Genomic DNA, 19,584 nt, shown 5'->3' with positions numbered 1-19,584 from the left:
CCGGCCCGTTAAGCCATCGCGTGGTGGCTGAAGGCCGCGTAACGGCCGGTGACATAGTGTTCGAGCTGCCGCTCGATGTCGGCAAGCAGCGACGACGCACCGAAGCGGAACAGGTTCGGCTGCAGCCAGTCGTTGCCGAGCTCTTCCTTCATCAGCGCCAGATAGGCCATCGCATCCTTAGCGGTGGAGATGCCGCCGGCCGGCTTGTAGCCGACGACATGGCCGGTCATTTCGCGGTATTCGCGGATGGCGCGGATCATCACCAGCGTGACCGGGAGCGTGGCGTTGATCGCTTCCTTGCCGGTCGAGGTCTTGATGAAATCGGAGCCGGCCATCATCGAAACCCACGAGGCGCGCGCGACATTGCGCAGCGTCTGCAGATCGCCGGTGGCGAGAATGGTCTTCATGTGGGCAGGCCCGCAGGCCTCCTTGCAGGCCTTCACCTCGTCGTAGAGCGCCTGCCAGTTGCCGGTCAGCACATGCTCGCGGGTGATGACGATGTCGATTTCCTCGGCACCGTCGGCGACCGAAGCCTCGATCTCCTTCAGCCGCGTGTCGAGCGGCGACAGCCCCGCCGGGAAACCGGTGGAGACGGCGGCGACCGGAATGCCGGAACCCTGCAATGCCTCGACGGCGGTGGCGACGAAACGGTGGTAGACGCAGACCGCGCCGGTGGTGATGGTGCGCCCGCCAAGGCCGAGCGCCTCCTGCAGGTCGGCGCGCAGCGGCTGACGTGCCTTGGCGCAGAGGCGCTGGACACGGCCGGCGGTGTCGTCACCGCTCAGCGTGGTGAGATCGATGCACTGCAAGGCGCGGACCAGCCAGGCGGCCTGCCATTCCTTCTTGACCGTGCGGCGGCCGGCCAGCGACGCAGTGCGCCGCTCGGCGGCGGAGAGATTGACGCGGACAGCCTCGATCGGGTCGAGCGAGAACGGCACCGGTGGATTGTAGGGGTGCGGCTGGTTGGCAAAGGCGGCAGCGCCGGTGGGCTGGCTACCCCTGTGCTTGTCGACGACGTTCATCTCACACCTCCCATACGCCCGGCCACGATCGCGAAGCGGCAACCGCGCCGAAACGCCCATATTGCGCGAATCGCGAAGCCCGCCAAGGCTCAATCAGCCATGGCGGGCTTTCGTCGGGGCAGAGTTGAACGGGAGATACCGGCCGGCGGCCGGGGTCAGCCTTGCCTGCGTTCCGGGAACAAAGCCGCCAGCCCGTCGCGCGAAGCCTTGGCAACACCGCGTTCGGTGATGAGGCCGGTGACGAGGCGCGCCGGCGTCACGTCGAAGGCGGGATTTCCGGACGGCGACGTCTCCGGCGACACGCGCACCTGGACGATCTCACCGGTAGCGGCCTTGCCTTGAACGTAGGAAACCTCGTCGCCCGAGCGCTCCTCGATCGGGATTTCCGTCAGCCCGTCGGAGACGGTCCAGTCAATGGTCGGTGACGGCAGCGCGACATAGAAGGGGATGTCGTTGTCCTTGGCGGCTAGCGCCTTCAGATAGGTGCCGATCTTGTTGCAGACATCGCCATTGGCGGTGGTGCGGTCGGTGCCGACGATGACCATATCCACCTCGCCATGCTGCATCAGGTGGCCGCCGGCATTGTCGACGATCAAGGTGTGCGGCACGCCATGGCCGGCCATTTCCCAGGCGGTGAGCTGCGCGCCCTGATTGCGCGGGCGCGTTTCGTCGACATAGACGTGGACCGGAATGCCGGCCTCGACCGCCAGATAGATCGGCGCGGTGGCGGTGCCGTAATCGACCGTCGCCAGCCAGCCGGCGTTGCAATGGGTGAGGATGTTGACCCGTTCGCCCGGCTTCTTCCTGGCGGCGATCTGCTTGATGATGGCGAGCCCGTTGCCGCCGATGGAGCGGTTGAGTTCGACATCCTCGTCGGCGATCTCGGCGGCGCGCTTGTAGGCGGCGGCGACGCGCTCGGCCACGGGCAGCGGCTTCAGGAGCTTGCGCATTTCATCCAGCGCCCAGCGCAGGTTGATCGCGGTCGGACGCGTTTCGTTGAGCTTTTCCCAGGCATCGTCGAGGGCGGCGTCGGACGCATCCTGGCGCATCTGGATGGCCATGCCATAGGCGGCGGTGACGCCGATCAACGGCGCGCCGCGCACCCACATGTCGCGAATGGCGACGGCGACATCGTCCACCGTCGACAGGGTGACGACGCGGAACTCGTGCGGCAGCCAGCGCTGGTCGATGATGTCGACCGAGCGGCCGTCGTCGTTCAGCCAGATGGTGCGAAAATGCTTGCCGCCAACGTTCACGAATATGCTCCCTTCTCGATCAGCGCGGCCAGCGCGTTGACCTCTTCAATGCTGTGGATGGTGCGGCGGTTGACCGCGATATGGCGACCGAAGCGCAGCGCCTTGGCCTCGCAGACGGCGCGTTTCGCCTCGTTCTCGATGGTCTCGAAATCGGCATTATGGGCGAGACCGAGAATACGGCGATGCGCCTCGACCCCGGCGAACCCAAGAAGGTCTTGCCAGAGGTCGTGCAGCACCCGGTCGAGCGCCTGCTCGGCGCCGAGCGCGTCGCTGCGATCCTCGAACAGGCTGCGGGCATAGAGCATGCCGGTGCGCTCGGTGCGCCACAGGCGCGAGAATTCGGCGCGGAAGACGGACCAGATGCCGGTGACGGTCTCGAGCAGGTAAGCGCGCATCGCCTCGCGCGAACCACCCTGTTCATGGCCGGACTGCGAGAAATAGGACATCCAGAAATTGGAAAGCAGCATGCCGACGTCGAAGGCCATCGGCCCATAGAAGGCGAATTCGGGATCGATGACGCGCGTATCGGCGTCCGTCACCATGATCGAGCCGGTATGCAGATCGCCGTGCAGCAGCGTCTCGGCATTGGCGGCGAAGAGGTGCTTCAGACGCTGCGCCTCGACCTTCAGGTCGCGGTCGGCGCGCAACTCGGCAACCAGCGGGTCGAGCGCCGGCGTATGGCGGTTCAGCGTCGCCTCGAAATAGGGATCGGTGAAGACCAGGTTCTCGGTGATGTCGCACAGTTCGACATTGTCGGCGAACAACGCCAGATCGACTTTGCGTTCGCGTGCGGTCATATGCAGGTCGGAACCGCGGAACAGGGTGCGCGCCACGAACAGGCCGAGGTCCTCGGCGATGCGCGGCGGCTGGCGACCGGCGATCAGTTCCTTGCGCAGGATGATATGCGGCGTCAGGAATTCCATGACGATCAGCGCCTGCGCCTCGTCGAAATGCAAAATGGCCGGCACCGAGCCCTTGCCGGCGCGCGCTTCCTGCCTGACCAGCGCATGATATTCGAAGAAGGAGCGCTTCAGCGGCAGCGGCCAGCTTTCGCCCACCAGCCGGACATAGGGCAAAGCCTGCTTGACGACGACCGAGCCCTTCTCGCCCTCGACGATGAAGACGAGGTTCAGATTGCCGTCGCCCACCTCGCGAACGCGCCATGCCGAAACATCCTTGCCGAGATGTCCGGCAAGCGTTTCCAGCGCGCCGAGCCTCGCGGGCAATGTTTCAACCGTCAGAGCCTCGAAAGAAGCATTTTTTGCCATGTCGGCCTCCCGATCCGCGTCGCCGTTTCTGTTAGCGAACGGTCATGACAGGTAAAAGGCTAGGAGTGGTTCTGTCATTTGTCAATCGTGTTGACAAATGACGAGATTGTTCCTAGCGTCGGGGTCAAGGAGGAGAAAATGGCCGCAGAAGCCGTATTCCGCATTGCGGATTTGAAAAAATCCTTCGGCTCGATCCAAGTTCTCGGCGGCGTCAGCCTCGACCTGCATCCAGGCGAGGTGACGGTGCTGATGGGCGCCAATGGGGCGGGCAAGTCGACGCTGGTGAAGGTGATCAGCGGCGTGCACTCGCGTGATGGCGGCGCCATGACACTGGGCGCCGCCGACTTCGCGCCGAAGAGCCCGGCGGAGGCGATCCGCGCCGGTGTCGTCACCGTGCACCAGAACATCAATGACGGCGTCGTCGCCGCGCTCGATGTCGGCACCAACCTGACGCTCGACCGACTGAGCGGCAAGGGCCAGCCTTTGCTCTTCAGCCCGCGCCGCGTGCAACGCGAGGCGCGTGCCGTGGCTGAGCGTATGGGCCTCGACATCGATCTCAGCGCCGCCATCAGCGATCTAACCCTGGCCGACCGCCAGATGGTGGCAATCGCTCGCGCCATGGCGCATGAGCCCAAGGTTCTGATCCTCGACGAACCAACGTCGTCGCTGTCCAGCGCCGAGGCCAACCGGCTGTTTTCGCTGGTCGACCGGCTGAAGTCGCACGGCGTAGCCATTCTCTATATCTCGCACCGCATGTCGGACATCCGCCGCCTCGCCGACCGCATCGTTTCGCTGCGCGACGGCCAGATCGTCGGCACATTCGACAAGGCGCCGCTCGACTATGAGGGCGCGGTCAACGCCATGCTCGGCCGCAAGGTCCATCAGAACGCCTTCGCCGCCAAATCCGGCGGCAACACGATCTTCAGCGCCGACAATCTGGTCATCGCCGACGGCGCCAGACCGATCTCGCTATCACTCGGCGACGGCGAGATCGTCGCGGTGACCGGCCTGGTCGGTGTCGGCAAGACGGCGCTCGCCGAAACGCTGTTCGGACTGCGCCGGCCGCATCGTGGCACGATGACCTTGAACGGACGCGCCTATGCTCCGCGTTCGCCGGCCGAGGCAGTCGGCGCCGGCGCCTTCCTGGTGGCCAAGGACCGCGCCGAAAACGGCATCGTCGGCGCCTTCAACATCTTCGAGAACATGAGCCTGCCGTTCCTGAAGCGGATTTCGGCCTTCGGCGTGCTGCGCCGGGGTACCGAGCGTGCCATCGCCCGCCGGCAGATCGACGAACTCGGCATCGTCTGCCGCACCGAAAAGGACGAGATGTCGACCCTGTCGGGCGGCAACCAGCAGAAGGTGATGGTGGCGCGCTGGATGGCGCAGCCCTCCGCGCTGTTCATGCTGGACGAGCCGTTCCAGGGCGTGGACATCGCAGCGCGCCGCGACATCGCCGCCAAGCTCAGGGCAAGTGCCGCCGGCCGCGCGACACTGGTCTTCGTCACCGAAATCGACGAGGCGCTGGAGACGGCGGACCGCATCCTGGTCATGTCCGAGCACACGATCGTCGGCGAACACAAGAACGAACGCGTCGACATGGATCGGCTGCTGGCGGAAGTCGCCGGCCAGACGGTGCGAGGCGCGGCCTGAAATGAACAGTTTGAAGGGGGCGCAAATGGCGCGGCAATCCGGCATGTTTTTTGGCAGCGAAGGTCGCGCCTAGATGAGCCTGCGTGACATTGCCGTGCGCTACGGCTTCCTGGTGCTGTTCGTGGCGCTCGTGGCCTATTTCGCCTCCACCGCCGACGGCTTCGTGTCGCCGCAGAGCGCGGTGTTCATCTTCCAGTCGGTGGCGATCACCGGCATCCTGGCGCTGGGCGTGACGGCCACACTGGTGGTCGGCGGTTTCGACCTCTCCATCGGTTCGGTGGCAACGAGCTCGATGATGGCTGCCGCCTATGTCATGGTGGTGCTGAACCAGAATGCGCTGGTGGCGGTGCTCGTCTGCCTCGCCATCGGCGTGCTGATCGGCCTGATCAACGGCTTCCTGATCGTCTATATGCGCGTGCCGGATCTTCTGGCGACGCTCGGCATGATGTTCCTGCTGCTTGGCCTGCAGCGCATCCCGACCGAAGGCCGCTCGATTGCCACCGGCATGACCATGCCCGACGGCTCGGTCGCGCCCGGCAAGTTCAGCGACGCGTTCCTGGCGCTCGGCCGCTACCGCTTCGATTTCTTCGCGCCGAACCTGGTGCCGGTTTCCGTCGTGGTACTGGTGGTGCTGGCGGTGGCGATCTGGTTCTTCCTCGAATACACGCGTTTCGGACGCATGATGTATGCCGTCGGCTCCAACGAACGGGCGGCCGAACTCGCCGGCGCGCCTGTCAAGGCATACAAGATCTGGGCCTATGTGATTTCCGGCATATTCGCCTCAATCGGCGGGATTTTGCTCGCCGCCCGGCTTGGACGCGGCGACATCGCCTCGGGTAACAATCTGCTGCTCGACGCGGTGGCGGCGGCGCTGATCGGCTTCGCCGTTTTGGGTGCTTCCAAACCCAATGCGTTCGGCACTGCTGTCGGCGCGCTGTTCGTCGGCGTGCTCTTGCAGGGACTGACCATGATGAACGCCCCTTATTACACGCAGGATTTCGTCAAGGGCGCTGTGCTCGTGATCGCGCTCGTCTTCACCTTCGCCCTGTCGACCAAGGCGAAGCGGTAATTGCGGCAACCAACAACCAATAACCAACAACCAAGCGGAGGACTTAAATGAAATTCGATCGTAGAACACTCGCCAAGCTGGCCGTCGGCCTGCTCGGCGCCACGGTGCTGGGCTTCTCGCCAGCGCTGGCGCAGGACAAGCCGGCGCCCTTCGACAAGCCGGGCCAGGTCAAGATCGCGCTGGTGCGCTACCTGTCGACCGGCGACTTCTTCCAGGCCTATCTGGCCGGCGTTCAATCGCAGGCCAAGGCGCTCGGCGTCGACCTGCGCGTGCTGGACTCCAAGCAGGACGCAGCCCTGCAGGCCGACATGGTCGACCAGGCCATCGCGCTTGGCGTCAACGGCATCATCATCCAGCACGGCCTGACGGAATCGATGAAGGACGCGGCCCAGCGCGCGGTCGACGCCGGCATCAAGGTGGTGGCCTTCGACGTGAATGTCGAAAACCCGAAGATCCCGCAGATCGAGCAGTCGGACCGCGACCTTGCCCGCCTCGCGCTCGAGCAGGCGATCAAGGACAATGGCGAAAGCTGGAAGTCCGGCTATGTCTATGTCGCCGGCATCGCGCCGCTCGACCGCCGCAACGAGACCTGGGTCGACTTCAAGAAGAAGTATCCGGGCATCAAGGAAGCCGCGCAGTTCGGCACGCTGGACAACCCGATCGCCAATTCAGTAGCCAACCAGGCACGTTCGGTGCTGTCGGCGAACCCGGATATCAAGGTGATGTTCGCGCCTTACGACGAATTCGCCAAGGGCGTGAAGATCGCGGTTGACGAGGCCGGCCTCTCGAAGGGCGTCAAGATCTACTCGGCCGACATCTCGACCTCGGACATCGCGGCGATGCGCGAGCCCGACAGCGCCTGGGCAGCGACTGCCGCCACCAACCCGGCCGTCGTCGGCCAGGTCTCGGTGCGCGCGCTGGCGCAGCTTCTAGCCGGCGAAGACCCGGGCAAGAGCGTCGTCGTGCCGCCGACGCTGATCACCCAGAAGGAGCTGATCGACAAGGACATCAAGAACATGGAAGATCTGTCGGCCAAGCTGCCCCAGTTCGCCCATGCCGATGTCGCCATGCCGAAGTGGATGCCGAACCCGAACGCCAAGTAAGCGCCAGGCAAAGATTTGTTGGACGGCGGCCCGCTTCGGCGGGCCGCTTTTTTATTGCCGCTCGAAATCCGCATTTCGTACCTCATCGCCAAGTGCCGGCCAGAGGCGGTGCCCGTTCAAGCCATGACGTCGATGCAGTTCCCAAACGCCGTTGACGGAACCGGCCAAAGATATAAACTTACACTTATATAAGTGAAAGCTTGCTACGAGGTTTCCGATGAAATTCGATGTCGAAACCTATCTTGGGGCGGTCACGCGGTCGGTCGAGACGCTGGAGCGCCAAGGCGAGCCGATGCGCGCCGTCACGCTCAGCCGGAGCTACGCCACGACGGCCGAGGACCTTTGGGATGCGATCGTCAACCCCGAACGGTCGCGTCGCTGGTTCCTGCCGATCTCCGGCGACCTGAAGCTTGGCGGACACTATCAGCTCGAGGGCAATGCCGGCGGCACGATCGAACGCTGCGAACCGCCCAGGCATCTTTACGTGACGTGGGAATTCGGTGGCGGGGTAAGCTGGGTCGAGCTTCGACTGGAGCCCAAGGGCCAGGAGGCCGAGCTGACACTCGTCCACATCTGTCCGATCAACGATCATTGGACAAAATTCGGCCCCGGCGCCGTCGGCATAGGCTGGGATCTCGGCCTGCTTGGCCTGGTGGGGTATCTCGCCGGAACACCGTTCGACGAGGCGACGTTTTCGGCCTCTTCCGAAGGCAAGGCCTATATGCGCGGCAGCGCGGAGGGCTGGCGCCGGGCCGATATCGCTTCCGGCGAAGCGGAAAGCCAAGCCACGCACGCGGCGCGGCAGACGGCGGCTTTCTACACCGGCGAAACGGCGGAGGGCGCCTGATGCACGCCTTCGACATCCTCGGCGACCCGGTGCGGCGGCGCATCCTCGAACTGCTTGCCGAGGGCGAGCGGCGCTCCGGCCAGGTCGTCGAAATCATCCAGGCCGAGTTCGGCATCACCCAGGCCGCGGTGTCGCAACATCTGCGCGTTCTGCGCGAAGGCGGGTTCGCCTCCGTGCGTGTCGACGGCGCGCGCCGCCTCTATACGATCGACGCCGCACCACTGCGCGACGTCGATGGCTGGCTGGGTCGCTTTCGCGCCTTCTGGGAGCCGAAGCTCGCGGCGCTCGACACCGAGATCGCGCGCGGCCGCAAGGCGCGCGGCGAACTCGGCGGCGAAGGCTGATTACCTCAGCGCGGCCGCGATGTTACCGCCGTCGACGGTGGTGACGTCGGCGGTGGTGCGCTCAGCCAGCGCCTGGTGCAGGAAGGCCTGGGCGACATCCTCGGCGGTGACTTCCTGGCCGAGCAGATTGCCGGACATGTAGTCCTTCTCCGAAAGTCCGCGCGCGGTGGAGCGGCTGGCGATCATGGCGTCGGTCAACAGGCCGGAGCGGATGCGGTCGGCGTTGACGGCGTTGGAGCGGATGCCGATCGGACCGTATTCCAGCGCATATTGGCGCGACAGGAACAGCGTCGCCGCCTTGGGCAGGCCATAGGCGCCGAACTTGGCACCGGGGTTCACGGCCTGCTTGGAGGCGTTGAACAACAGCACGCCGCCGGTGCCCTGTTCGCGCATGATGCGCACGGCGTTCTGCGCCACGTTCTGATGCGCGAAGAAGTTGAGCTCGAAGCTCTTGCGCAGCAGCGCATCGTCGATGTCGGCGATCATGCCTTCCCAGGCCGCGCCGGCGTTGGAAACGATGATGTCGATGCCGCCGAAGGTCTTCACCGCCTGGTCGAAGGCCGCCCGTACTTCCGCCGGCTTGGTGATGTCACCGCCTACACCGATCGAGTTGTTGCCGGCTGCCTTGGCTGCTTCAGCAGCCTTGGCGCCGTCGAGATCGACCACGACGACATGGGCGCCTTCGCGGGCGAAAGCCTTGGCGGTGGCAGCGCCGATGGCGCCAGCACCGCCGGTGACCAGCACGACCTGGCCGGTCAGCGGCTTCGGCTTGTTGGAGGCGAGCTTGGCCTGCTCCAGCGACCAGTATTCCAGCGGGAACAGATCGGACTTGGCGAGCGGACGGAAGGTGCCGACGCTTGCCGCCCCCCTCACCGCCTCGATCCACATCTCGCCGACGTCCGACGCAATCTTTGCGTCCTTCAGCGTGCGGCCATGGCCGAACATGCCGAGCCCCGGCACCAGCGACAGGCGCGGCATCGGGTCGAGCATGGTGCGCTTGACGTCGTCCAGCGCGTCGTTCTCCTCGAAATAACGGGTGTAGTCGGCCATGTAGGCGGCGACACGCTTGCCGACCTCGGCCTTGTAGGCAACGAGATCGCCCGCGTCCGGTGCCGGCAGCACCATCGGCCCGGTCTTGATGCGGATCGACAGGTCCGGCGTCGACACGCCGGCAGCTGCATAATCGGCGATCGCGGCGGAATTGACGAATTCGAGGATGGCATCCGAGGTGCGGAAATCGCTGACCATGCGGTCGAAGCGGCCCTCGCCCCTGGACACGGCAACGGCGCCGCGCAGCATCGAGGCGATCTCCTCCGGCTTTGCCAGCTTGGCCGGCAGCGCCGCCGGCTTCAGCGGATTTGCGCCGTTCTTCGCGACATAGTCCTCGGCCATGGTCACATAATGAATCATGAGGTCATAGGCGTGCTTGGCATCGTCGCCGAAGGTGAAGATGCCGTGCTTGTCGAGGATCAGGCCCTCGACGGACGGATCGGCGTCGTAGACGTCGGCGGCCACCTTGGCGAGGTCGAAACCGGGCTTGATGTAGGGCACGAAGCCCATCTTGTTCCCGAACACCTTTTTCGACAGCGCCTCGCTGTCGGCGCCCTGGTCGACGATGGCGAGGATCGCGGTGGAATGGGTGTGGTCGACGAACTTGTGCGGCAGGAAGGCGTGCAGCAGCGTTTCCACCGACGGGTTCGGCGAGGACGGGTCGATGAGGTTGGCGCGCTGCAGGGCGACCATGTCCTCATCGCCCAGGCTGTTCAGCTTGCGCGCTTTAAGCAGCGGCGCCATCTTCACCGCCGGCAGGCCCTGCGGTTCGATCACCGCCATGTCCCAGCCGCTGCCCTTGACGCACAGCACGTCCCATTCGTCGCCGACGAAATCGGTGACCTTGGTCTTCACCGAGGTGTTGCCGCCGCCGTGCAGGACAAGCCGCGGCTCGCCGCCGAGCAGGCGCGTGGTGTAGACCCGTAGCGCCAGATCGCGACCAACACCCTTGGCTGCATAGGTTTTGACGACGGCTTCGGCTTCGGCGTCATTCCAGAGATTCTTCATCGGGTCGTCCACATTCCGGTTCGAGTTACAGGCATCGGCCGCCGGCGAACATTTCCGCTCGCCGCACGGCCATCGTTTTTCTCTATAGGCTAGGCCGGTCTTGCTTTTGCGACAGGCCGGAGGAGTTGGCATCGAGCAAGCGACGGGCCATGGCGGCGGTGAGCACGAGATGGGAGCAGAGGCTGCCGGCAAGGGCGGCCTGTAGCGGTTCCAGCTTGCTGTCCTCCTGCACCACCATCATGCGCTTGGGGATGGCGCGCATCGAGCCGAGATCGGCCGAGATGACGCGGCGATTGTAGTCGCAGTCGAGCAGGTTGCCGGTGGCGTCGATGAGCTGGCCGGCGATGACGCCCGCCGCACCCTGGTCACGCAGCGCAAACATCTCGGCAGGCGTCAGGGCACCGCATTTGACGATGTGACTTTCGGTATCGATGGTGCCGACCGAAAACAGCGCGAGATCGCAGCCGGCAACCAGCGAAAGCTGCTCGCGGATGACGGGTTCGTCGCGCAACTCGCGCGCCAGCCGTTCGGAGCTGAGCGCCAGCGGGGCATAGAAATTGAGACCCTTGGCGTTGAGACGCCGCGCGATCTCCATCGTGCACTGGTCGGGGCGCTGAGTGTAGGGCGCGCCGAGATTGCCGCACAGCTGCACGACGGTGACATCCTGCAGATCGGCGAAGGACATGACGTCGGCGACCGCATAGACGGTGCGGCCCCAGGCAACACCGACACGGTCGCCCCGGTTGACGAGGCTGACAAAAACGCTGGCGGCGAGAGCCGGCACTTCGGCGCCGGCGTCCAGCGCCTGAAGGTCTAGCGGCACGATCCAGACGGTGTTCAGCCCGAACGCATCCTCGACTTCCCGCGCCAGCGCATCCTCGGTGAAAAGCTGGGTCGACGTAGAGATGTTGACGATGCCGGTCTCGCGCGCCTTGCGCAGATAGGTGGCGACGGACGCACGCGAAATGTCGAGCTTCTTCGCCACTTCGTCCTGACGCAGCCCGTGCGTGTAATAAAGCCACGCCGCCTTGTGTATGATCTGGTCCGCTGCCCTGATCGCCATGGTCGAAATCTCGTTTTCGACATTATTCACGACGACTGACAAAAGTCAAACAGGGCAATCGCACCAGGGATGCGGCCTCGTGCGATGATAGCCGATCCGGCCAGGCCGACAAAGGGGAGAGGCGACGTGGCGGGATTTCAAAACGGCGGGACGGCCCGTCATCGAAACACAGCCGCGGTCTTGCCGACCCGTTCAGCGCGGGTTCATGCTCGGCTTTCTATGACCGGCACCAGACTGGAACAGCGGACTGCCTCGTAAGACAAACGGAAGCGGACCGACCGATGGAAAGGAAAGCAAAATGACCTTGAACCGGCGCAACATGATCGGACTGATGGCGGCGGCCCTCGTCGTGCCCGCAACCTATGCGCAGGCCCGCCCCCGCACGCTCACAGGGACGGTGACCTATCGCGAGCGCATGATGCTGCCGCCGAATTCCACGGTCGAGGTCACGCTGGTGGACATTTCGCTCGCCGACGCGCCGGCGCGCACGCTTGCCCGCCAGGTCATCAAGGGCGCAACGGCCAGCCCGATCCGCTTTCGGCTGAGTTTCGACGACAGCCGCATCCGCAAGGGCAATACCTATGCGTTGCAGGCGCGGATCACGCAGGGCAAACGCCTGCTGTTCATCAACACCACCCGCCACACCGTCTTCGACGGCGGTCCCGACAACACCGAGATCCGCGTCGAGCGGGTCGCGGCGGAGCCGGAAGCCGAAATCGGCCTGACCGGCAAATGGCTGGCCGAGGACATTCGCGGCCGCGGCGTAATCGACAATGCGCAGACCACGCTGGAGATCGATCGCTCCGGCACGGTTTCGGGCAAGGGCGGCTGCAACGGCTATGGCGGCAAGGCGGCGATCGCGGGCAACCGTATTCGCTTTGGTTCGATGATGAGCACGCAAATGGCCTGCACGCCGGCGGTGATGGACCAGGAAACCAAGTTCCTGTCCGCACTTGGCGAGGTGCGCTCGTGGCGCATCGACCGCGCACGCCGCAAGCTGCAGCTGCTCGACAGGCGCGGCCGGCCGGTGGTGATCCTCGCCCGCATGGGGTGAGGACCGGCGCGCCTCAGGCGCGCGGTTCCGCCTTGGAGCGCTGCTCCAGATAGCTGACCAGCCTGACCAGCGGCCACAGGAAGACCAGGTAGATCAACGCCGCGCCGACCAGCGGCGTCGGGTTGGCCATCAATGCCTGGGCGTCGGTGGCCTGCTTCAAGAGGTCCGGCATGGCGACGACGGAAGCGAGCGCGGTATCCTTGAAAATGGAGACCGCGTTGCTGGTCAGCGGCGGCACGACGATGCGCAGCGCCTGCGGCAGGATCACCTTGCGCATCGCGGCCCAGAACGGCAGACCGAGCGCGGCGGCGGCCTCGAACTGTCCCTTCGGGATGTTCTCGATGCCGGCGCGGCAGACTTCCGCCGTGAAGGCGCCCAACACCAGGGACAGCGCCAGCGTCGCCGAGGTGAAGGCCGAAAGGCGGACGCCGACGAAAGGCAGCGCGTAGTAGATCATGATCAACACGACCAGGATCGGCGTTGCGCGAAAGATGTCGATGAAGCCGACGGCCAAGAGGCGCAACGGCTTCGGCGCATAGAGACGCATCAGGCAGACACCAAGGCCGAGCAATCCGCCGAAGATGATGGCAGCGCAGCCGAGCAGCAGCGTGTTGCCGAGCCCCCGCAACAGCATCGGGAAGGCGCGGACCAGAACGTCCCAGTTGAAGAAGGTCTCTAACAATCCCATCGTGACGATCCGCCTGCCTTTATACGGCTGCCGCCGGATCGATCTTCATCCGGCCCGCGCTTGTCGCCGGCATCGGCCGGCCGGGTCATGATTGCGGCCTGCGGGCCGTGCTTGCAATGGTTCCGAAAATGCGATGCCGGCGGCATCCAACGTGTCGCCGGCATCGCTCAAGCCCTGCCCTGATTTATTGTGCTTGTGGGATGGGCAGGATCTTGTTGACCGAGGAATCGGCAGCTGCTTCGCTGCCCAGCCATTTCTTGTGAAGGGTAGCCATGGTGCCGTCCTTCTTGATGGCGTCGATGGCGCCGTTGACCTTTTCGAGCCATGGCGAACCCTTCTTCATCATGATGCCGAACTTGTCGCCGGTCGGAATGGCCGTCACCACGGCCATGTCGGGCATCTTCATGAAGGCGAACTGGAAGCCGGCGATATCGCCGATGGCGCCGTCAAGACGGCCCGACTGCACGTCCAGGATCAGGTTCTGCTGGGTGTCGTAGCCGCGATATTCCTTGATCCCGTACTTTTCGGTGTTGGCCTTGATCCAGGCCTCGCCGACCGACGCCGAGATGGCGCCGACGGTCTTGCCCTTCATGTCGTCCAGCGTCTTCAGCGGCGTGTCCTTCTTGGCGACCAAGGCGATGTCGCTGTCATAATAGCCCTGGGTGAAGGACTGGCTCTTCAGGCGATCGTTGTTGATGGTGATCGACGAGATCGCCAGATCGATGCGCCCCGAGGCGGTGGCCGAGAACAGGGCCTGGAAGCCGAGATCCTGGATTTCGACCTCGGCGCCAAGGCGCTTGCCGACTTCCTTGACCAGATCGACCTCGAAGCCCTGGAACTCGCCGCTCTCCAGCTTGTTCTCCCATGGCGGGTTGGCCGGATAGGCGCCGACGAGCAGCGTTTCGGCATGGGCGGCGCCGGCGACGCCGAGGCCGATCGTCAGCGCCGCGAAGGCGCCCATCAAATTGCGGCGGTTGAGAAGCATTTGGTTCCCCTTATCCTGGTGCGCCGGTTCGGCCGGCTGCGTTTGTCATGGGTCTGTCCGGACGCGACCCTTCGTCATGCAAGTTCTGAAACCATGCGGTCGGCGGCGATGCGGATCTGTTCGGGATCGCGCAACACGCACATTCGGAGGAACGAACGCGAGGCATTGCCGAACAGATAGCCGGGCGAAAGCCCGACGCGGGCCTTCTCGATGACGCGGGCGCAGGCCTCGCGGGAATCCTCCTGCCCTTCAAAGGCGAAGAAGGCGTACATGCCGCCCTTCGGCTTGGAAGGCAGGATGATGCCCGGCAGCTTGACCAGCGCCTCATAGGCGATGTCGAGACCGAGCTTGGCGCGGTCGCGGATCTCCGCCACCAACGGCTCGCCCTGGCGCAGCGCGGCGACGGCGCCGGCCTGGACAAAGGCGGCGGTGCCGCTGTTGGCATATTGCGTCATGGCGGCCAGCTGATCGGCGACGCCGGTCGGATGCGACAGCCAGCCGACGCGCCAGCCGGTCATCGCCCAGGCCTTGGAGAAGCTGTTCACCACTAGGACGCGGTCGTCGTCCTCGGCGATCTGCAGGATGGACGGCGCGACCTTGCCGTCGAAATAGAGACGGCCATAGACCTCGTCGGAGACGATCCAGATGCCGGTGCGCCGCGAGAAATCGAGCAGCGCCTGCAGTTCCTCTCGCGTGGCGGTCCAGCCCAGCGGGTTGCTCGGGGTCGACAGGAAGATGGCGCGGGTGCGCGCGTCGCAACGCGCGAAAACCGCATCGAGATCGAGCCGCCATTCGCCGTCAAAGGCGAGCGCCACCGGCCGCGGCTCGCCACCGACGAAGTGGATGGCATTGTGAATGTTGGGCCATTGCGGCTCGATGTAGACAACGTTGGTGCCGACATCGACCAGGAGTTCCATGGCCAAAAGAACCGCGTGCATGCCACCCGGTGTCACTGTCGACCGGTCGACCGCGATGGGTCGGCCATGAAGTGCTGACTGGTATTCGGATAGCGCCTCGGTCAGCGCACCCATGCCGCGCATGTTGGGAATGTAGAATGTCTGGCCTGCATCGAGCGCGGCCTTTGCCGCATCGTTGATGAAAGCCGGCGTGACCATGTCGCCCTCGCCGTACCAGAGCGGGATGACGTCGCCGAGGCTCTGCGCCTTCGCCGCCAGCTGGGCGATGTTTTCCGTGCGGAGATCCTGGATCTGCGGCCGGATGCCTTCCAGCGGCGGAAAAGGCCGGACATTCGCCGGATAGGCGGATGCACGACGGCTGCTCAAGGTCATGCTCGCGATACCTCCCAGATTCCCGCGCGCCTGTTTGCCGGACGGCAAGCGGCCTCGCTTTCTTGTTGCCTCAGTAACGCATGAAACAGTATACCGTTCAAGCCTAAAATTTTTTATCCGCACGCTTGCGCTTTGATCGGAATGGGGCGTAGTTTCGAAAAACTGCCCTGTTTCTCCATATTGTTCGTATCACGACACGACAGAACGCCGCCGATACGATGATAGATACGCGAGAAACAGTATACCGTATATGCGGAGGTTCCGATGTCCAATGACGTGTCCAGGCCGTTCAAGAATGGCGGCGGCAGCCTGCGCGCGCAGATCTATCAGGACATTCGCGACCGCATTCATCATGGCGGGCTCGGCCCCAACGACCGGCTCGTCGACGTCGAGATCGCGGGCAATCTCGGCGTCTCGCGCATGCCGGTGCGCGAAGCGCTGCTGCAGCTGACCCATGAAGGCTATCTGGTGGGAACCACGCGCGGCTTCATGCTGCCGACGCTGACCCCGACCGATGTCGCCAATATCTTCGAGGTGCGCCGCTGCCTGGAGCCGCGCGCGGCGGCCCACGCAGCCCGCAATCTCGACGCCGCCGGCATGGAAAGGCTGGCTGCTGCGCTTACCGATGCCGAAACGGCGGTTGCCACCGCCGACGCGGACCTGCTGTTCCAGGCCAATGTCAGCTTCCGCCGTTCATGGCTGGAAGCCGTCGACAACGACCGGCTGGCCTCAGCCATCGCCCGCTTCGCCGACCACGTTCAGGTCGTGCGTCTCGGTACCCTCTCGCACCTGCCGACCCAAGCCGTCGTGCTTGCCGGCATGCGCAAGCTCTACGACGCCTTCATCCGCCGCGACGCCATGGCCGCCTTCGACCATATGACCACCTTCATCCAGCACGCCGAAGACAGGTTCGTCGCTCTCAGCAGAGAGTTGGAAAACTCCAGCCAGGACAAGGGCCGCGCCGCCGGCCAGGGACAGCCATGATGTTGAAGCCGCATCCGCTAAAAGGGCCGAACAAGTTCAAGCTTGGCGTCTTTTCGATGAACGCCGATGGCGGGCTGGCGATGACCACCGCGCCGGAACGCTGGCGCGCCCGCTGGGACGACAATCTGAATGCCGCCCGCATCGCCGACCGCGCGGGAATGGAGTTCCTGCTGCCGATCGCGCGCTGGCGCGGTTTCGGCGGCGTCACCCATGCCCGAGAATGGTCGTTCGAGACCTTCACCTGGGCGGCGGGGCTGGCGACGGCGACGGAAAACATCGCCCTGTTCATGACCGTGCACGTGCCTCTGGTGCATCCGCTGCAAGCGGCCAAGGCGCTCGCCACCGTCGACCATATCTCCGGCGGTCGCGCCGGCCTCAACATCGTCTGTGGCTGGAATCCCGACGAGTTCGCCATGTTCGGCCAGACGGTCGGCGAACGCACCTATGACCAGGCCGAGGAGTGGATCACCATCATCGAGCGCGCCTACAAATCGCGTGAGCCGTTCGACTTCGCCGGCGACTTCTATGATCTGAAGGGCGTGGTGAGCCGGCCGGCGAGCCTGCAGGCGCCGCGCCCTGTGACGATGAACGCCGCATTCGGGGCGCCGGGCCGCAACTACGCGGCACGACATTGCGACTATCTGTTTTCGACCTTCTCGGAAATTTCCGAGGGCCGCGCCCATGTCGTCGACATTGCCGGCCGCGCCGCCGAAGTAGGCCGCGATGTCGGCGTCTACACCGTCTGCCACGTGGTGTGCCGCGAGACGCAGCAGGAAGCGGAAGACTACTACCGCCGCTATGCGCTGGAGCTCGCCGACCAGGGCGCCGTCGACGAGCATATGAAGAAGAAGAAGGAATTCGCGCATTCGCATGACGAGAAGGCGTTCACCGAATATCGCCAGCGCTTCGCTGGCGGCGCCGGCACCTATCCGCTGGTCGGTACGCCGGAGAAAATCGTCGACGACCTGATCCGCATCATGGAGCAGGGTTATGCGGGCGCCGCCCTTTCCTTCGTCAACTACACCTACGAATTGCCGTTCTTCTGCGACCGCGTGCTGCCGTTGATGCGGCAGGCCGGCCTGAGGATGAACTGATGGACGCCACGACCACCGCCGGCACGCTGCCAGCGCACGGCACGGTCGATCCGCGCGGCTTCAAGCAAGGCATGCGCGCCATGGCCGGCGCGGTCGCCATATTGGCGGCGGAAGATACCGAGCATGGCTGCTTCGGGTTGACGGCCACCGCCGTCTGTTCGTTCAGCGCCGAGCCGCCGTCGCTTCTGGCCTGCGTGCACAGGAACAGCACCTTCGCCTCGCTGACCAGCCAGGACATGGCCTTTTCGGTCAACCTGCCGGCGGCGGACCAGGAGAATGTCGCGCGGGTTTTCGGCGGCATGACCACTGCCAAGGGCGTCGCCCGGTTTTCGGCGGGCTCGTGGGTGCGTGGAGAAGCCGGTGCGCCATTGCTGGTCGGCGCCCGCGCGGTCTTCGAGTGCCGCGTCGGTGAAATCATCGCGCGCGCCTCGCATCTCATCGTCATCGGCCTGGTCACGGGCGTCACGCTCGACCGCGCCGAGCGGGAGCCGATCTTCTACGCGCATGGGCGCTTCGTCACCTCGAACTTCCAGTAGCGGAGATCAACGGATGTCCATTGTCCTGTCCGGACGGCTGAAGGCACGGCTTGCAGCCAACGAAAAGCTCGGCGTGGTCTGGCTGACGCTCGGTCACGCCTCCATCGTCGAGATGGCCGCGCGAACCGGCACCGACGCCCTCGTCATCGATCTGCAGCATGGGCTGTGGGATCGCCGCTCCCTGGAAACGGCGGTGGGCATCACCGGCGGCGACGTGCCGACGATCGCGCGGGTCGCCGACTGTTCAACGACGGCGATCGGTTCGGCGCTGGACGCCGGATGCGACGGCGTTCTGGTGCCACTGATCGAGACGCGCGAACAGGCCGAACAGGCGGTCGCGGCCTCCCGCTTTCCGCCGCACGGCCATCGTTCCGGTGGTGGCGTCAGGCCGTTGGCAATCGGCTTTGGCACCTATCTCGAACGGGCGGACCGGGTCGCGGTCGGCATCATGATCGAGACCGCCAAGGGCGTCGAGAATGTCGAAGAGATCATGACGGTTCCCGGACTGGACTTTGTGCTGATCGGCACCGGCGATCTCGGCATCTCCTATGCGGCGCGCGGCAAGGACGCCAGCGCCATCGAGGACGCCTGCCGGCTGGTGAAGGATGCCTGCAGCAGGGCCGGCGTGCCCTGCGGTATCTTCACCGGCAGCCTCGACAAGGCGCGGCAGCGGCGGGCGGAAGGCTACAGCCTCGTCGTCCTGGCCAGCGATGTCGACGTCGTGCGCGACGCGTTCGACGGAGCGGTTCGCGGCTTCGCCGAGGCGGCATCGTGAAGGCGCCCTTTCGCCAGCGCCTGGATTTCGACAGCGCCAACGGCCAGGTGCTCGACGAGAGCCGCCGCTACATGCTGATGCGGCCGGAAGCCCTGATGGGCCTGTTCCGCCGCCTCGACGATACGGGGCGACGGAACGCCTTCGAGGCGCTTGCCGCCTCGGTCATCGAGATGGGCGGCGACAGCGCCCGCGCCTACAAGGCGCATGGCGGCGGCGACGCCGACGCGCTGCTCTCGACAGTGGCCGGCACCGCCCCCGATCTCGGCTGGGGTGTCTGGTCGTTCAGCCGCGATGCGGCCGGCATCGAACTGACTGTGCGCAACAGTCCCTTCGCCGCCGGTTACGGTCCTTCATCGCAGCCCGTCTGCCACGCCATCGCCGGCATGGCGACAGCGGTCGGCCGCATGGTGCTTGGCCGCGACGATGTTGTCGCGCGCGAAACCGAATGCGCGGCCTGCGGCGCGCCCGCCTGTCGCTTCGAGACGCGGCAGGCCTGAGA

Annotated in this window: 19 protein-coding genes; 11 read left to right on the top strand and 8 right to left on the bottom strand. The window is 65.1% G+C overall.

All coding sequences use genetic code 11. The features are described 5' to 3' along the window. Positions 1–8: 8 nt before the first annotated feature. From deoC to mtnK, 3 genes are all read right to left on the bottom strand, one after another. Positions 9–1,022 (bottom strand): deoxyribose-phosphate aldolase, encoded by a 1,014-nt coding sequence (gene deoC / locus AB4136_RS25100; protein WP_024927149.1) that lies wholly within the window; start codon positions 1,020–1,022, stop codon positions 9–11. 155 nt (positions 1,023–1,177) lie between these two features. Further along, positions 1,178–2,278, bottom strand: coding sequence for an S-methyl-5-thioribose-1-phosphate isomerase (mtnA, locus tag AB4136_RS25095; RefSeq protein ID WP_137901118.1), 1,101 nt, complete (start codon positions 2,276–2,278; stop codon positions 1,178–1,180). Next, positions 2,275–3,546 carry an S-methyl-5-thioribose kinase gene (gene mtnK, locus AB4136_RS25090; protein WP_137901119.1) on the bottom strand — a complete coding sequence of 424 codons (1,272 nt, stop codon included), beginning with the start codon at positions 3,544–3,546 and terminating at the stop codon, positions 2,275–2,277. The genes mtnA and mtnK overlap by 4 nt, the downstream gene beginning before the upstream one ends. Positions 3,547–3,684: 138 nt before the next feature. Between mtnK and AB4136_RS25085 the strand changes: the two genes are divergently transcribed. From AB4136_RS25085 to AB4136_RS25065, 5 genes are all read left to right on the top strand, one after another. Next, positions 3,685–5,196, top strand: coding sequence for a sugar ABC transporter ATP-binding protein (locus AB4136_RS25085; RefSeq protein WP_137901120.1), 1,512 nt, complete (start codon positions 3,685–3,687; stop codon positions 5,194–5,196). 73 nt (positions 5,197–5,269) lie between these two features. After that, positions 5,270–6,265 (top strand): ABC transporter permease, encoded by a 996-nt coding sequence (locus AB4136_RS25080; RefSeq protein WP_137901121.1) that lies wholly within the window; start codon positions 5,270–5,272, stop codon positions 6,263–6,265. 47 nt (positions 6,266–6,312) lie between these two features. Beyond that, on the top strand, positions 6,313–7,368 hold the full coding sequence (locus AB4136_RS25075) for a substrate-binding domain-containing protein (RefSeq protein WP_137901122.1): 1,056 nt from the start codon (positions 6,313–6,315) through the stop codon (positions 7,366–7,368). A 217-nt stretch (positions 7,369–7,585) separates the two neighbouring features. Beyond that, positions 7,586–8,215 (top strand): SRPBCC family protein, encoded by a 630-nt coding sequence (locus AB4136_RS25070; RefSeq protein WP_137901123.1) that lies wholly within the window; start codon positions 7,586–7,588, stop codon positions 8,213–8,215. Beyond that, complete coding sequence (locus tag AB4136_RS25065; protein WP_137901124.1) at positions 8,215–8,559, top strand: metalloregulator ArsR/SmtB family transcription factor; 345 nt, start codon at positions 8,215–8,217, stop codon at positions 8,557–8,559. Before AB4136_RS25070 ends, AB4136_RS25065 begins: the two co-directional genes overlap by 1 nt. Here AB4136_RS25065 and AB4136_RS25060 read toward each other — a convergent pair whose 3' ends face one another. Together AB4136_RS25060 and AB4136_RS25055 are read right to left on the bottom strand one after the other, a co-directional pair. Further along, positions 8,560–10,617, bottom strand: a complete 2,058-nt coding sequence (locus AB4136_RS25060; RefSeq protein WP_137901125.1) for a bifunctional aldolase/short-chain dehydrogenase — start codon at positions 10,615–10,617, stop codon at positions 8,560–8,562. 82 nt (positions 10,618–10,699) lie between these two features. Further along, positions 10,700–11,680, bottom strand: coding sequence for a sugar-binding transcriptional regulator (locus tag AB4136_RS25055; RefSeq protein WP_024927158.1), 981 nt, complete (start codon positions 11,678–11,680; stop codon positions 10,700–10,702). Between the two features lie 298 nt (positions 11,681–11,978). On the opposite strand from AB4136_RS25055, the gene AB4136_RS25050 reads away from it, so the two are divergent. Then, on the top strand, positions 11,979–12,734 hold the full coding sequence (locus tag AB4136_RS25050) for a YbaY family lipoprotein (protein ID WP_024927159.1): 756 nt from the start codon (positions 11,979–11,981) through the stop codon (positions 12,732–12,734). Between the two features lie 13 nt (positions 12,735–12,747). Here the strand turns inward: AB4136_RS25050 and AB4136_RS25045 are convergent, their stop codons facing one another. From AB4136_RS25045 to AB4136_RS25035, 3 genes are all read right to left on the bottom strand, one after another. Further along, positions 12,748–13,422, bottom strand: coding sequence for an amino acid ABC transporter permease (locus tag AB4136_RS25045; RefSeq protein WP_024927160.1), 675 nt, complete (start codon positions 13,420–13,422; stop codon positions 12,748–12,750). Positions 13,423–13,606: 184 nt separating this feature from the next. Then, entirely contained in the window at positions 13,607–14,407 is an 801-nt protein-coding gene (locus tag AB4136_RS25040) for an ABC transporter substrate-binding protein (RefSeq protein ID WP_024927161.1), read from the bottom strand. A 74-nt stretch (positions 14,408–14,481) separates the two neighbouring features. Then, on the bottom strand, positions 14,482–15,696 hold the full coding sequence (locus AB4136_RS25035) for a pyridoxal phosphate-dependent aminotransferase (RefSeq protein ID WP_024927162.1): 1,215 nt from the start codon (positions 15,694–15,696) through the stop codon (positions 14,482–14,484). 264 nt (positions 15,697–15,960) lie between these two features. On the opposite strand from AB4136_RS25035, the gene AB4136_RS25030 reads away from it, so the two are divergent. Genes AB4136_RS25030 through AB4136_RS25010 form a run of 5 tightly spaced genes read left to right on the top strand, consistent with a single transcriptional unit; the run spans position 15,961 to position 19,582 of the window. Then, positions 15,961–16,680 (top strand): GntR family transcriptional regulator, encoded by a 720-nt coding sequence (locus tag AB4136_RS25030; RefSeq protein WP_024927163.1) that lies wholly within the window; start codon positions 15,961–15,963, stop codon positions 16,678–16,680. After that, on the top strand, positions 16,680–17,774 hold the full coding sequence (locus tag AB4136_RS25025) for an LLM class flavin-dependent oxidoreductase (protein ID WP_024927164.1): 1,095 nt from the start codon (positions 16,680–16,682) through the stop codon (positions 17,772–17,774). The genes AB4136_RS25030 and AB4136_RS25025 overlap by 1 nt, the downstream gene beginning before the upstream one ends. Then, on the top strand, positions 17,774–18,310 hold the full coding sequence (locus AB4136_RS25020) for a flavin reductase family protein (RefSeq protein ID WP_024927289.1): 537 nt from the start codon (positions 17,774–17,776) through the stop codon (positions 18,308–18,310). Before AB4136_RS25025 ends, AB4136_RS25020 begins: the two co-directional genes overlap by 1 nt. Before the next feature lie 13 nt (positions 18,311–18,323). Next, a complete protein-coding gene (locus tag AB4136_RS25015; RefSeq protein WP_024927290.1) occupies positions 18,324–19,085 on the top strand; it encodes an HpcH/HpaI aldolase family protein in 762 nt (253 codons plus the stop codon). Continuing rightward, entirely contained in the window at positions 19,082–19,582 is a 501-nt protein-coding gene (locus AB4136_RS25010) for a V4R domain-containing protein (RefSeq protein WP_024926080.1), read from the top strand. Before AB4136_RS25015 ends, AB4136_RS25010 begins: the two co-directional genes overlap by 4 nt. Positions 19,583–19,584: the final 2 nt, after the last annotated feature.

This window comes from Mesorhizobium sp. 2RAF21 (assembly GCF_052115345.1).
In the GTDB taxonomy this organism is placed as follows: domain Bacteria; phylum Pseudomonadota; class Alphaproteobacteria; order Rhizobiales; family Rhizobiaceae; genus Mesorhizobium; species Mesorhizobium terrae.
Note: the sequence above shows the minus strand (reverse complement) of the source record. Positions and strands in the feature narration are given on the sequence as shown.